The organism is Pseudomonas sp. 6D_7.1_Bac1 (assembly GCF_025465945.1).
Lineage (GTDB): Bacteria > Pseudomonadota > Gammaproteobacteria > Pseudomonadales > Pseudomonadaceae > Aquipseudomonas.
Genome location: NZ_JANLNW010000075.1, coordinates 63,331 through 77,393, shown reverse-complemented (window position 1 = coordinate 77,393; position 14,063 = coordinate 63,331). Strand labels below are relative to the sequence as shown.

Annotated in this window: 15 protein-coding genes; 12 read left to right on the top strand and 3 right to left on the bottom strand. The window is 59.7% G+C overall.

Annotated features, from left to right (window positions below):
• Positions 1–4 precede the first annotated feature (4 nt).
• The 3 genes from dnaQ (at position 5) to NTD87_RS22735 (ending at position 3,976) form a co-directional block, all read left to right on the top strand.
• Complete coding sequence (dnaQ, locus tag NTD87_RS22745; protein ID WP_262116445.1) at positions 5–763, top strand: DNA polymerase III subunit epsilon; 759 nt, start codon at positions 5–7, stop codon at positions 761–763.
• Between the two features lie 328 nt (positions 764–1,091).
• Positions 1,092–3,347, top strand: coding sequence for an Orn/Lys/Arg decarboxylase N-terminal domain-containing protein (locus NTD87_RS22740; RefSeq protein ID WP_262116444.1), 2,256 nt, complete (start codon positions 1,092–1,094; stop codon positions 3,345–3,347).
• Positions 3,348–3,361: 14 nt separating this feature from the next.
• Entirely contained in the window at positions 3,362–3,976 is a 615-nt protein-coding gene (locus NTD87_RS22735; protein WP_262116443.1) for a GNAT family N-acetyltransferase, read from the top strand.
• Here NTD87_RS22735 and NTD87_RS22730 read toward each other — a convergent pair.
• Positions 3,942–4,835 carry a LysR substrate-binding domain-containing protein gene (locus NTD87_RS22730; protein ID WP_262116442.1) on the bottom strand — a complete coding sequence of 298 codons (894 nt, stop codon included), beginning with the start codon at positions 4,833–4,835 and terminating at the stop codon, positions 3,942–3,944. The two genes, NTD87_RS22735 and NTD87_RS22730, sit on opposite strands and share 35 nt — an antisense overlap.
• Before the next feature lie 87 nt (positions 4,836–4,922).
• Positions 4,923–5,159 carry a hypothetical protein gene (locus tag NTD87_RS22725; RefSeq protein WP_262116441.1) on the bottom strand — a complete coding sequence of 79 codons (237 nt, stop codon included), beginning with the start codon at positions 5,157–5,159 and terminating at the stop codon, positions 4,923–4,925.
• Positions 5,160–5,343: 184 nt separating this feature from the next.
• On the opposite strand from NTD87_RS22725, the gene NTD87_RS22720 reads away from it, so the two are divergent.
• The 4 genes from NTD87_RS22720 to NTD87_RS22705 all read left to right on the top strand — a co-directional run bounded on the left by NTD87_RS22720 (position 5,344) and on the right by NTD87_RS22705 (position 9,040).
• A complete protein-coding gene (locus NTD87_RS22720; protein ID WP_262116440.1) occupies positions 5,344–5,901 on the top strand; it encodes an NADPH-dependent FMN reductase in 558 nt (185 codons plus the stop codon).
• Between the two features lie 80 nt (positions 5,902–5,981).
• Positions 5,982–7,085: a DUF2855 family protein gene (locus NTD87_RS22715; protein ID WP_262116439.1), complete on the top strand. Its 1,104-nt coding sequence runs from the start codon at positions 5,982–5,984 to the stop codon at positions 7,083–7,085.
• A 278-nt stretch (positions 7,086–7,363) separates the two neighbouring features.
• Positions 7,364–7,711, top strand: coding sequence for a metalloregulator ArsR/SmtB family transcription factor (locus NTD87_RS22710; protein ID WP_262116438.1), 348 nt, complete (start codon positions 7,364–7,366; stop codon positions 7,709–7,711).
• Positions 7,712–7,756: 45 nt separating this feature from the next.
• The gene (locus tag NTD87_RS22705; RefSeq protein ID WP_262116437.1) at positions 7,757–9,040 is read left to right on the top strand and encodes an arsenic transporter; all 1,284 of its coding nucleotides are present in this window, start codon (positions 7,757–7,759) and stop codon (positions 9,038–9,040) included.
• 100 nt (positions 9,041–9,140) lie between these two features.
• Here the strand turns inward: NTD87_RS22705 and NTD87_RS22700 are convergent, their stop codons facing one another.
• A complete protein-coding gene (locus NTD87_RS22700; RefSeq protein WP_262116436.1) occupies positions 9,141–10,091 on the bottom strand; it encodes a DUF1853 family protein in 951 nt (316 codons plus the stop codon).
• A gap of 104 nt (positions 10,092–10,195) precedes the next feature.
• Here NTD87_RS22700 and NTD87_RS22695 point away from each other — a divergent pair, with 104 nt between their 5' ends.
• The 5 genes from NTD87_RS22695 to NTD87_RS22675 are packed head-to-tail and all read left to right on the top strand — an operon-like array spanning position 10,196 to position 14,061.
• Positions 10,196–11,086, top strand: coding sequence for an NAD(+) kinase (locus NTD87_RS22695; protein ID WP_095077121.1), 891 nt, complete (start codon positions 10,196–10,198; stop codon positions 11,084–11,086).
• A complete protein-coding gene (locus NTD87_RS22690) occupies positions 11,083–12,057 on the top strand; it encodes a metallophosphoesterase (protein WP_410017511.1) in 975 nt (324 codons plus the stop codon). The genes NTD87_RS22695 and NTD87_RS22690 overlap by 4 nt, the downstream gene beginning before the upstream one ends.
• Entirely contained in the window at positions 12,054–12,929 is an 876-nt protein-coding gene (locus tag NTD87_RS22685) for a rhomboid family intramembrane serine protease (protein ID WP_262116434.1), read from the top strand. The genes NTD87_RS22690 and NTD87_RS22685 overlap by 4 nt, the downstream gene beginning before the upstream one ends.
• A gap of 44 nt (positions 12,930–12,973) precedes the next feature.
• A complete protein-coding gene (locus NTD87_RS22680; protein WP_262116433.1) occupies positions 12,974–13,234 on the top strand; it encodes a YeaC family protein in 261 nt (86 codons plus the stop codon).
• Entirely contained in the window at positions 13,231–14,061 is an 831-nt protein-coding gene (locus tag NTD87_RS22675; RefSeq protein ID WP_262116559.1) for a DUF2797 domain-containing protein, read from the top strand. Before NTD87_RS22680 ends, NTD87_RS22675 begins: the two co-directional genes overlap by 4 nt.
• Positions 14,062–14,063: the final 2 nt, after the last annotated feature.

Sequence of the window (14,063 nt, the reverse complement as noted above, 5' to 3'; positions counted from 1 at the left end):
GAAGATGGCTCAGAGGATGGTGGTGCTCGACACCGAAACCACCGGCATGCCGGTGACCGACGGCCACCGGATTATCGAGATCGGTTGCGTCGAGTTGATCGGTCGACGCCTGACGGGCCGGCATTTCCACGTTTATTTGCAGCCAGACCGGGAAAGTGACGAGGGCGCGATTGGCGTCCACGGCATCACCAACGAGTTTCTGGTGGGCAAGCCGCGTTTCGCTGAGGTGGCCGATGAGTTCTTTGAATTTATCAAGGGCGCGCAGCTGATCATCCATAACGCGGCGTTCGACGTTGGCTTCATCAACAACGAATTCGCGCTGATGGGCCAGCAGGATCGGGCGGATATCACGCAGCATTGCTCGATCCTCGACACCCTGATGATGGCCCGTGAGCGTCACCCCGGGCAGCGCAACAGCCTCGATGCCTTGTGCAAACGCTATGGCGTCGACAACTCCGGCCGTGAACTGCACGGCGCCTTGCTCGACTCCGAGATTCTCGCCGACGTTTACCTGACCATGACCGGCGGTCAGACCAGTCTTTCGCTGGCCGGAAATGCGTCCGACGGCAATGGTTCCGGTGAAGGCTCGGGCAATCAGGCGAGCGAGATCCGTCGTCTGCCGGCCGATCGCCAGCCGACGCGAATCATTCGCGCCAGTGAAGCGGACCTGGCCGAGCACGCCGCGCGCCTTGAAGTGATTGCCAAGTCTGCCGGTGCCCCGGCGCTCTGGACCCAGCTGGCAGAGGCCAAGGCGCAGGGCTAACCGGCAGACTGTGAATCGAGCGGGTTGTTGTGGCGAGGGACCTTGCTCCCGCTCGGCCGCGAAGCGGTCGTCATCCGGCAATCGCGTTCCATCTGAATACTCGCGGTGGCTGATTTTAGGGACGCTTCGCGACCCAGCGGGAGCAAGCTCCCTCGCCACAGGTTATGTGCTCGGCGAGTTTTTCCTTAACTGACCGGCATAAGGGCAACCCCCCGCCACAATGAGGTGCTTGCTCTGCATTGGTGCATTCGCTCGCCACAAGAGCCTCAACCCTCTACCCTGAGTGTATTGGCAGACCACGGTCCGCCGCCTCAGGACGCCGAGCCCCATGTATAAAGACTTGAAGTTCCCGGTCCTTATTGTCCACCGCGATATCAAGGCCGACACGGTCGCCGGTGATCGCGTGCGTGGCATCGCCCGGGAGCTGGAACAGGAAGGCTTCAGTATCTTTTCGGCGGTGGATTACGCCGAAGGGCGGCTGGTGGCTTCGACTCACCACGGCCTCGCGTGCATGTTGATCGCCGCCGAAGGCGCCGGGGAAAACACCCATCTTTTACAGAACATGGTCGAGCTGATTCGCGTGGCCCGTGCCCGCGCACCGAATTTGCCGATCTTCGCCCTGGGCGAGCAAGTCACTCTGGAAAACGCCCCGGCCGATGCCATGAGCGAGCTGAACCAGTTGCGCGGCATTCTTTATTTGTTCGAAGACACCGTGCCGTTTCTGGCGCGCCAGGTCGCCCGGGCGGCGCGCAGCTACCTCGATGGCTTGCTGCCACCGTTTTTCAAAGCATTGGTGCAACACACTGCCGACTCCAACTATTCCTGGCACACCCCAGGGCACGGTGGTGGCGTGGCCTACCACAAGAGCCCGGTGGGGCAGGCGTTTCACCAGTTTTTTGGCGAGAACACCCTGCGTTCAGACTTGTCGGTCTCGGTGCCGGAACTCGGCTCGCTGCTGGACCACACCGGGCCACTGGCCGAAGCCGAGGCGCGTGCGGCGCGTAATTTCGGCGCCGACCACACGTTTTTCGTGATCAATGGCACCTCGACCGCCAACAAGATCGTCTGGCAAGCCATGGTCGCGCGTGACGATCTGGTGCTGGTGGATCGCAACTGCCACAAGTCGGTGTTGCACTCAATCATCATGACCGGGGCGATTCCGTTGTACCTGTGTCCGGAGCGCAATGAGTTGGGGATCATCGGGCCGATTCCGCTGAGCGAGTTCAGCCGCGAATCGATTCAGGCCAAGATCGACGCGAGCCCGCTGACCCAGGGCCGAGAGCCCAAGGTCAAGTTGGCGGTGGTGACCAATTCGACTTACGACGGCCTCTGCTACAACGCCGAGCTGATCAAGCAAACCCTGGGCAACAGTGTCGAAGTCTTGCACTTCGACGAAGCCTGGTACGCCTACGCGGCGTTTCACGAGTTCTTCGCCGGGCGTTATGGCATGGGCACTTCGCGCACTGAAGACAGCCCGCTGGTGTTCACCACCCATTCCACCCACAAACTGCTGGCAGCCTTCAGTCAGGCGTCGATGATTCACGTGCAGGATGGCGGCGCACGGCAACTGGACCGCGACCGCTTCAATGAAGCCTTCATGATGCACATCTCCACTTCGCCGCAGTACAGCATCATCGCCTCGCTGGATGTCGCGTCGGCGATGATGGAAGGCCCGGCCGGCCGGTCGTTGCTGCAAGAAATGTTCGATGAGGCCCTGAGTTTTCGTCGAGCGCTGGCCAATCTGCGTCAGCACATCGCCGCCGATGACTGGTGGTTCTCCATCTGGCAGCCGCCGCTGGTGGAAGGGATCGACAAGGTGACGACCTCGGACTGGCTGTTGCAGCCCGAAGCCGACTGGCATGGCTTTGGCGACATTGCGGAAGATTACGTGCTGCTGGACCCGATCAAAGTGACGCTGGTGATGCCGGGCCTGACAGCCGGAGGCGCGTTGAGCGAGCGGGGGATTCCGGCGGCGGTGGTCAGCAAATTCCTCTGGGAACGTGGGCTGGTGGTGGAGAAGACCGGTCTGTATTCATTCCTGGTGCTGTTTTCCATGGGCATTACCAAGGGCAAATGGAGCACCTTGCTCACCGAGCTGCTTGAATTCAAACGCAACTACGACGCCAACATCAGCCTGGCGGCTTGTCTGCCATGTGTCGCGCAACGCGATGTGGCGCGTTATCAGGGCATGGGGCTGCGCGACCTGTGCGATCAATTGCACGCCTGCTACCGCAGCAACGCCACGGCCAAGCACCTCAAGCGCATGTACACCGTGCTTCCGGAGATCGCCATGAAACCGGCCGACGCCTACGATCAATTGGTCCGTGGCGAGGTCGAGGCGGTGCCCATCGACCAGTTGCAGGGGCGGATCGCGGCGGTGATGCTGGTGCCATACCCGCCGGGGATTCCACTGATCATGCCCGGCGAACGCTTCACTGAGTCGACGCGCTCGATCATCGATTACCTGGCGTTCGCCCGTACGTTCGACAGCAGTTTCCCGGGCTTCGTCGCCGATGTGCACGGCCTGCAGCATGAAGACGAGGGCAATGGGCGGTGTTACACCGTCGATTGCATCAAGCTGTGAGAACTTTCCCCAGTATGCAACCGGTCATCAACCCCAAGCATCCGGGTCTGGCGGTACGTGTCGCCGATCAGGGATTTGCTGCGTATATCTGGGGCAGTGACTTCAGTTTCGAGGTCCGGGCTTACGCCGCCGCAGAGATCAATAAGCCGGTGGATCAATGGCCGCTGCAAAGCATTACGCCCTACCGCAAATGCTATGGCATTGACCCGGAAGAGTTCGCCAGTTACCGGAACGCGGCCGACAGTGCGATTTTCATGGCGTACCTCGACGACCACCCGGTGGGGCACATCGTGGTCAGCACCAACTGGAACGGTTTTGCCCATATCGATGAGCTGGCGGTACACGCCCCGGCGCGTCGCCACGGGGTGGCCAAGGCGCTGCTGGATGTCGCGCAGTTCTGGAGCCGCAAGAAGAAACTGCCGGGCATCATGCTGGAAACCCAGAACAACAACCTGGGCGCCTGCCGGCTGTATGAACGTTGCGGGTATGTGATCGGCGGCATCGATCATCTGCGCTATCGGGGTATTGATCCGCAAACCGCTGAAGTGGCGTTGTTCTGGTATCGGTTGTTCGACAACCCGTTGGAAAGTCCGCTTAGTTCGCCAACATCGCCTCGGCTTGTTCCTTGATGATCTCCAGCAAGGCCTGAATCGCGGGAGATATCGCGGCATTGTTCAGGGTCAAGGCATAAAGACTGATCGGAACCGCCGGTGACAGCGGGCAAACGTCCAGTCCACTGGCCTTGGCGCCGATGGCGGTAAACGGATCGACAATCGCCAGGCCTTCGCCGGCCTCGACCATGCTGCGCATCATCTGGTGGGTCTGGACCCGGGTTTGCACCACCGGTGCCGGGCGCAAGGCGTGCAGCTTGCTCTCGAACATCACGCTGAGCGGGTCGTGACCTTCCAGCCCGACCATCGATTGGCCAGCCAGGTCTTGTACGGAAATGTATTTTTGCTTGGGTTGCAGCCAGCCGTGAGGCGCCAGGAGCTGGAGTTTACCCTGGGCAATGATCTGGCACTGAATGTCGGGGTGATCGGGGTCGTGCAGGCTCAAGCCCAGATCGCTTTCACGCAACAGCAGGCTTCTGACGATTTCACGGGTGGGTTGGCTGAGCAGTGAGCAGGGTGCATCGGGGAATCGTCGACGCAAGGTGGCGATGCCCTGTGGCAACAACTGTTGCGCCAAGGGCGGCGTGCAAATGATCCGCAACGGCGGCGCCAGGTACTGTTTGAGGCTGTTGGCCAGCCGCTGCACCGGTTCGAGGGCTTCGTAGACGTGAGCGATCTCGACCTGCAACTCCCGCGCCTCGCGGGTGGCCTGCAAGCGCCCGCGTACGCTGGCAAACAGCATGAAGCCGAGCTGATCCTCGGCTTCGCGCAAAATCCCCTCGACCCCGGCCACCGGCAATTGCAGCATCTCGGCAGCGGTGCCCAGATGACCGGTTTGCAGGAGCGCCTGGATCACTTCGATATGACGTAAACGCATGCGTGAAGTCCATGTTCAGCAGGTAAGGGGTCAGTAACTGAATCCTAACCCAAGTCCGTGCCTATGACTTCAGCTCATAGCGGCGGCTTATGAGGCGATGTTGTTTTCGGGCTCGCGGGTGATGGTGACGCCCGATTGCACCAACAAAAATTCGTTGTCATCGACCTTGTTCACGCGATCACCGATCGCCAGCTTATAGGTGGTGACTGGCGCAGGGCCGGCGATGCCGTCTTGCGACGGGGTGGATTCCTGGAACTCATGCACTGAATAAACACGGCCTTCCGCGTCTCTTGCATGGAATTGTCCGACGAGTACTGCTGCCATCTGCTTAGAACCTCTGGAGATAAGTCACTCAATTTGCGGTTCTGTAGACCGTCGATAAGCTAGGTAAGTTTTCCTACAGGAAAAAAATAGTATTTAACTGCCATTCTGCGACATGGAACACATGAAGTGTTGCCGAATCATCTATAACTACAGGCTCCTTTAGCCAGATAGTCGGGAGTTCCCAATGAGCAAGGTCTATACGATTGCTGTCCTGGTTGGCAGTTTGAGAAAGCAGTCGATCAACCGCAAAGTCGCGCTGGCGCTGGCTGAGCTGGCTCCGGCAAACCTCAGGCTGAACATCGTCGAGATTGGCGACCTGCCGCTCTACAACGAAGACATCGACGTAACCCCGCCGGCAGCCTACAGCACTTTCCGAGATCAGGTGAGCTCATCCGACGCGGTGCTGTTTGTAACGCCGGAATACAACCGCTCCGTTCCTGCACCCTTGAAGAACGCCATCGACGTCGGTTCGCGCCCTTATGGCAAGAGCGCCTGGGGTGGTAAGCCGGGTGCGGTGATCAGCGCTTCGCCCGGCGCTATCGGCGGTTTCGGCGCCAACCACCATTTGCGCCAGTCCATGGTGTTTCTCAACGTGCCCTGCATGCAGCAACCGGAAGCCTACCTGAGCAACGCCGGTTCGGCGTTCGACGCTTCGGGTCAGTTGTCCGAGTCGCTCCGGCCGTTTTTGCAGAACTTCATCAATGCCTACGCTGACTGGGTCGAGCAATTTAAAAAGGCTTGATCGGTTGGGTGCCAGCGCTTGCGCTCAGGAAGCGCTGGCCAGTCGACTGTTGATCAGCCGTGCGACAAGGAGTCTGAACAATGCAAAGTCCGAGCACGGTCACACGGCTGATCACCCGTAAAAACGCCCTCGATCAAAGTCGTATCGAGTATGAGCAGCGCAGCCTGATTCCGGCGGTTGGCGAAGTGATTCTGAAGATTGATCGCTGCGCTCTGACCACCAATAACATCACCTACGCAGCCTTTGGCGACTCGATGCATTACTGGGAATTCTTTCCGACAGGGCAATCGGAATGGGGTCACATCCCGGCCTGGGGTTTTGCCAACGTGATTGCCTCTGAAGTCGACGGCATTGCGGTCGGCGAGCGCTTTTCCGGGTTTTTTCCACTGGCCAGTCATCTCTGGATGCACCCGGAGCGGGTGACCGAGCGCGGTTTTCATGACGCTGCGCAGCACCGTCAATCGCTGACATCGGTTTACAACCAGTACACCCGTTGTAGTTGGGATCGGTACTACAGCCCGGCGAACGAAAACCTGCAAATTCTGCTAAGGCCGCTGTTTTTGACGTCGTTAATGTTGGCGGACTTCCTGCGGGACAATCAGTTCTTCGGCGCGACTCGTCTGGTGTTCTCCAGTGCTTCGAGCAAAGCCGCGTACGGCACGGCGGTTTGCCTGGAGGGCCAATCGGATCTGGAGCGCGTGGCACTGACGTCGGCAGGGAACAAGGCGTTCGTTGAGCATCTCGGGTGTTACGAACGCACGCTCGGGTACACCGACCTGGCGTCGCTGCCCGCTGACCGTCCAGCCTTGTACGTGGACTTTTCCGGCAATCTGGATTTACGTAACCAAGTGCATCAGCATTTCGCTGAGCGATTGGTTTACAGCTGCCTGGTAGGTTTCACCCAGAGCACCGCTGAGGCACCGCTAAGCGCTATAACAGGGCCGCAGCCGGCGTTTTTCTTTGCACCGATTCAGATTCACAAGCGCAACGCCGAATGGGGAGTGCAGCGGGCCAGCCAGTATGTCGGCGAGGGGTTGCTGCGGTTTTATCTGCACGTGACGGCACCGGCAAAACCACTGCTCAAGGTTGTTGAGAACGATGGGTTTGAAGCTGCGCAAGCGGTGATTTCACGGCTGTTTCATGGCCAGGTCCCACCGGCCGAGGGGCATGTGATCCGATTGTGATATCTGAACCTCACAAAAGTCCGTAGCAGCTGGCGCAGCCTGCGTTAGGTCTGGGCCGCATTCGGACGTAGCGGTCGTAAAATCAAACACCTCGGTGTATCAGGTTAATCGAGGACTCAGGATTTACGGCTGCTGCGCAACCGAACGCAGGCTACGCCAGCTGCTACGGGGGAGGGTGCGTGCGACGCGGTAAATCGTCCAGGTTTCAATTACCTGCTTTACCCTATATTCGAAATTCCATATATTCGCGCTTCGTTTCTTCAGGCGCCTGCACTTCCATGCCCGATTCCCGTAATCCTGTCGATGTGTTCAAGGCGCTGGCCGATGACACTCGCAGCCGTATCGCTTTGCTGATCGCCCAAGAGGGTGAGTTGTGCGTGTGTGAGCTGACTGCAGCGCTGGACCTGAGCCAGCCGAAAATCTCCCGTCACCTGGCGCAGTTGCGTAGCCATGGTTTGTTGGCAGACCGTCGCCAGGGGCAATGGGTTTTCTATCGCCTACACCCGCAATTATCTCTGTGGGTCGTGACACTGTTGCAAGGTGCACTGGCCGCCAACGGTGTATGGCTTGCCGCTGACATCGAGCGTCTACGGGCGATGGATGGCCGCCCGGTCCGTTGCTGCTGATTCCCCCTTCATCTTTTATCCCCCCTTTGTTCAAGGCTGTTTTGCATGCTCATCGCGTCGTTGATTTTCCTCCAGACCATCACGCTGGTGATCTGGCAACCCAAAGGCCTCGGCGTCGGTTGGAGTGCGGTGCTGGGGGCGGTATTGGCGCTGCTCTGCGGCGTGGTACACGTCAGCGATATTCCACTGGTATGGGAGATCATCTGGAACGCCACCGGGACTTTTGTCGCGCTGATCATCATCAGCCTGTTGCTGGATGAGGCGGGCTTTTTTGCCTGGGCGGCGTTGCATGTTGCTCGTTCAGGGCAGGGTAACGGGCGCAGACTATTCGCTTATATGGTGCTGCTCGGGGCGCTGGTATCGGCCTTGTTCGCCAACGATGGCGCGGCGTTGATCCTCACGCCTATCGTTATTTCGATGCTGTTGGCCTTACGATTTTCTCCGGCAGCGACGCTGGCGTTCGTGATGGGCGCCGGGTTTATCGCCGATACCGCGAGTCTGCCGCTGGTGGTGTCGAACCTGGTGAACATTGTCTCCGCGGACTTCTTCCACATCGGTTTCAACCGCTATGCGGCGGTGATGGTGCCAGTGAGCCTGGTGGCCGTCGCGGCGACGTTAGTGGTGTTGCTGTGGTTCTTCCGGCGGGACATTCCTGCTGCTTACGACCCGGAACAACTGGAAGACCCGAAGACCGCAATTCACGACAAGGCAACCTTTTTTGCCGGTTGGTGTGTGCTGGTGATTTTGCTGCTCAGTTGCTTTGTCCTGGAGCCATTGGGGATTCCCATCAGTGCGATCTCGGCGGTGTGCGCGGCATTGCTGCTGGCCATCGCCGCCCGTGGGCACAAGATATCAACGCGCAAGGTCATGAAAGAAGCACCGTGGCACATCGTGATTTTCTCCCTTGGCATGTACCTGGTGGTCTACGGCTTGCGTAACGCCGGGCTGACCGGGCACCTGGCCGGTTGGCTTGACGTGTTCGCGGATTACGGCGTGTGGGGCGCCGCCATGGGCACCGGGCTGTTGACTGCGCTGTTGTCGTCGATCATGAACAACCTGCCGACGGTGCTGATCGGCGCATTGTCGATCGATGCCAGCCAGGCCACCGGGGTTGTGAAGGAAGCCATGATCTACGCCAACGTGATCGGTAGCGATCTGGGGCCGAAAATTACCCCGATCGGTAGCCTGGCGACGTTGCTTTGGTTGCATGTGCTGGAGCGCAAGAATATCCGGATTGGCTGGGGGTATTACTTCAAGGTCGGGATTGTGCTGACACTGCCGGTGTTGCTGGTGACCCTGGCAGCGTTGGCATTGCGGCTGTCCATCTAGACCGTGTCGACCCTATCGCGAGCAGGGTTCTTCGCATGATAGAAGATCCCGTGTGGGAGCGAGCCTGCTCGCGATGAGGCCAGTTCAGACGCCACAAGGCTCAACTCTGACCCGGCACGTTCGGCCACAAATCCGCCACCAGAAACAGCCGCTCGGCCTCTTCCCAGTCACCGTTGCCGTTTTCGCTCAGGCGTACCAGTAGCTGCGCGGGTGCCTGCGGGTCAAGTTCGGTCAGCCAGGTTTCCAGTTGCGCACGGTCCCAGGTGTGCTCGGCTGCGTAATGGGCGGGTGCGAGCCAAGCGTGGCGTGGCAACGGTTGCCAACGACCGGGCGAACTCTGGGCGATAAAGTGCGCCCAGTCCCGTTGATGCAACCAGCGACCCTTGAGATGTTGCGGATGGGCACAGTCGGGTGACTGAGCGTTGCCTGGCCATGGATACAGCAGATAACCGCCCAGCCACAGGTGTGCGCTGAACCGCAGGATCTCCAGCGCGGCCAACGCTTCACGGCTTTCGGGGCGAGCGGAGATTGGCAGTTGATGGCGGGTCAGGTGCGCCAGTTTGCGGTCCAGTCGGTCGTGACAGCCCGGGCCAAGCCACAGGGCGGTGTCGTGGCCGTCGCCATTCTGTGGCCCCAAATACAGCTTGATCGCCAGTTCCAGGTGATGCACGCCGTCGCGGTCACGCAGCAGCATGTCCAGTTCGCCCAGGGTATGGCCTTCGCGGCGGATCGGTAGGTTGGCGGCAATCAACTCGATACCCGGCGCATGCCGCACGGCAAACTGCCAGAGGCGTTCGTAATACAAGCCCAAACGACGAGTCGGACCGAGCGCCAGCCAGCGTTGCAAGTCGCGGCTGTCTTTATCCAGCTGACGCAACCAGTGTTCCAGTCGTTCGGGGGCTTGTACCCAGTCGCTGCCGGCCAGTGGATGGCGTTGCGGCCAAGGTGATTCGCTGAGCATCGGTGGTGCGAGGATGACCCAGGCCAGGTCGCGCACTTCGGGATGGCGCAACTGACGAGGTAAAGTGAGCAAGTCAGGAAATAGGATCATCTTGCGAGCATAGCCCTTTGGTTTGCGGCTGAAAGGATTTTGTCTACAGCCCGCTTTCGCCCATAATCGTGTTTTTCGCCGTTACAGATCCTCGCAGGAGCCCCATGGAGCAATTTCGCAATATCGGCATCATCGGTCGCCTGGGCAGTTCGCAGGTGCTGGATACCGTTCGCCGACTGAAAAGATTCCTGCTTGACCGGCACTTGCATGTGATTCTCGAAGACACCATCGCCGAAGTCCTGCCCGGTCATGGCCTGCAAACCTCGTCACGCAAGATGCTCGGCGAAGTCTGTGACATGGTGATTGTCGTGGGCGGTGACGGCAGCCTGCTGGGCGCTGCCCGGGCGTTGGCACGGCACAACATTCCGGTGCTGGGGATCAACCGTGGCAACCTGGGCTTTCTGACCGACATCCGTCCTGATGAGCTGGAAACCAAAGTCGCCGAAGTGCTCGACGGGCACTACCTGGTGGAAAACCGCTTCCTGTTGCAGGCCGAAGTTCGCCGTCACGCCGAGGCCATCGGCCAGGGCGATGCGCTGAACGACGTGGTGCTGCACCCCGGCAAGTCGACGCGGATGATCGAGTTCGAGTTGTACATCGACGGTCAGTTCGTGTGCAGTCAAAAGGCCGACGGCCTGATCGTCGCTACCCCCACCGGTTCCACGGCCTATGCGCTCTCGGCAGGTGGCCCGATCATGCATCCCAAGCTCGATGCCATTGTGATTGTGCCGATGTACCCCCATACCTTGTCTGGAAGGCCGATTGTGGTCGATGGCAACAGCGAGCTGAAAATCGTCGTGTCCAAGGATATGCAGATTTACCCGCAAGTCTCCTGTGACGGGCAGAACCACTTCACCTGCGCCCCTGGTGACACCATCACCGTGAGCAAAAAGGCGCAGAAGCTGCGGCTGATTCATCCGCTGGACCACAACTACTACGAAGTCTGCCGGACCAAGCTGGGCTGGGGTAGCCGGTTGGGCGGTGGAGGCGACTGATGCTCGATCCCGCGCGTAGCTACGACCTGATCGGTGACGTGCACGGTTGCGCTCATACCCTTGAGCATCTGCTGGACCGACTCGGGTACCACAAGCAGGCTGGCGTCTGGCGCCATCCGTCACGCATGGCCGTGTTTCTCGGTGATGTCATCGACCGCGGCCCGCGGATTCGCGAAGCGCTGCACATCGTTCACGACATGGTCGAGGCCGGCCAGGCGCTGTGCATCATGGGCAACCATGAATTCAACGCCCTGGGCTGGAGCACACCGGCACCGCCCGGCAGCGGCAAACAGTACGTGCGTGATCACACGCCACGGCACGCCCGCCTTATCGATGAGACCCTGACCCAGTTTGCTAATCACCCGGCGGACTGGCACGACTTTCTCGCGTGGTTCTACGAGATGCCGCTGTTCGTCGACGCCGGGCGCTTCCGGGTGGTCCACGCCTGTTGGGACGGAGACCTGATCGACGTGCTGCGCGCGCAACACCCGGATGGCCGCGTCGATGAGCACTTCGTCCAGGCGGCTGCGGTTTCTGGCAGTTTCGCCTGCATGGCCTTCGACCGCTTGCTGCGCGGCACCGATATGCGCCTGCCGCACGGTTTGACCATGACCAGCGGCGACGGCCTGACGCGCTCTTTCTTCCGCACCAAATTCTGGGAAGACAACCCGCAAACCTACGGCGACATTGTGTTCCAGCCCGACGCCTTGCCTGAGCCCGTGGCCCGCACACCGCTGTCGCCGGTAGAAAAAGACACCCTGTTGCGCTACGGCATTGATGAGCCACTATTGTTCGTCGGGCACTACTGGCGCAGCGGCAAACCGGCGCCAATCCGTCCGAACCTGGCGTGCCTGGACTACAGCGCCGTGCTGTACGGCAAATTGGTTGCCTATCGCCTGGACCAGGAAACCCGCCTTGATCCACGCAAATTTGTCTGGGTCGATGTCGAACGGCCAGAGGAGCTTCAATGAGTGCTGTTGCTGTATTACGTCTGCCGCTGGCGGTGGATCTGAGTGGTTTCGTCAAATTGCTGCAACGTATGCACGTTCCACATCGGGTCAGCGAAGAAGCCGGTGAGCAGGTGCTTTGGGTGCCGGACGCCATCAGCGAAGACGTGCGTGCGCTGTACGCGCGTTTTCCTGCGGGCGATCCCGAGCATCAGTTGGAGATTCCTGGCGCACAAGCGAATATCCAGCGTCCAGGATTCGTCGAGCAATTGCGCAACAGCCCGGTGACCGCGCTGATTCTGCTGCTGAGCCTGATTGTCGGTGCGGTGACCTTGCTCGGCGAGAACCTCGATACCATGCGCTGGCTGACGTTCCTCGAGTTCCGCGTGGTGGGTGAATACATCCACTTCACGCCGTTGGCCGACAGCCTGGCGGCAGGGCAGTGGTGGCGTCTGGTCACGCCGATGCTGATCCACTTCGGTGTCCTCCACCTGGCCATGAACGGCATGTGGTACTGGGAACTGGGGCGGCGCATCGAGTCGCGTCAGGGCAGTATCAATCTGTTGGGGCTGACGTTGTTGTTCAGCCTTGTATCGAACTTCGCCCAATATTATTACGGCGGTCCGACCTTGTTCGGCGGCCTGTCCGGGGTGCTTTACGGCCTGCTCGGGCATTGCTGGATCTACCAGTTGCTGTCGCCGAACCCGGCGTATCGCCTGCCTCGCGGGGTGTTGGTGATGATGCTGGTGTGGCTGCTGCTGTGTATGTCGGGGCTGATCTCGATGATCGGTTTCGGCGAAATTGCCAATGCGGCGCACGTCGGCGGGTTACTCGTCGGATGCCTCACCGGTTTGTTGGGCGGCTTGTACAGTCGCCGTAAACTCTCTGTCCAATAAATCGCCGTCCAAATTGCTATGTGAATAACGAGCGCGGAGACCTGATGCCCTCTTTTAACGAAATGATCAACAACATCACGCCCGAGATCTACCAGAGCCTGAAACTGGCGGTAGAGATCGGCAAGTGGTCCGACGGTGGCAAGTTGACCGCCGAACAGCGTGAACTGTCGTTGCAGGCGATGATCGCCTGGGAAGTGCAGAACCTGCCCGAAGAACAACGTACTGGCTACATGGGCCCGCAGGAATGCAGTTCGAAGTCGATCACGGTGCCGAACATCCTGTTCAAGTCGGATGCCATCCATTGATCGAAGTTGGCCGTGGTGCAATCAGCAAGATGTCGGCGCGTCTCGACGCATCGACCGTGCAATACGCCTTTCGCCTGGGCGATACCGAGGTGCCGGTCAATCCAATGATTGGCAGCACGGTTCGCCTGGAATACCTGGGGGCGATCTACTGCATCCATTGTGGACGCAAAACCAAAACCAGTTTCAGCCAGGGTTACTGCTACCCGTGCATGACCAAACTGGCGCAATGCGATGTCTGCATCATGAGCCCGGAGCGTTGCCACTATGACGCCGGCACGTGCCGCGAGCCCGCCTGGGGCGAGCAGTTCTGCATGACCGACCACGTGGTGTATCTGGCCAATTCGTCGGGCGTCAAAGTCGGGATCACCCGTGCCACTCAGCTGCCGACCCGCTGGCTCGATCAGGGCGCCAGCCAGGCATTGCCGATCATGCGGGTGTCGACCCGTCAGCAATCCGGTTTCGTCGAAGACCTGTTCCGCAGCCAGGTGGCCGACAAGACCAACTGGCGCGCCTTGCTCAAGGGCGATGCGCCACCGGTTGACCTGAAACAGATTCGTGATCAACTGTTCGCAAGCGTTGCCGAAGGCGTGCAAGGACTGCAGGAGCGCTTCGGTTTGCAAGCCATTCAACCGGTATTTGATGTCGAGCCGATTGAAATCCATTACCCGGTCGAGCAGTACCCGGCCAAGATTGTCAGCTTCAATCTGGACAAGAACCCGATTGCCGAAGGCACGCTGATGGGCATCAAGGGCCAATACCTGATCTTCGATACCGGCGTTATCAATATTCGTAAATACACGGCTTATCAGCTCGCCGTACATCACTAGGC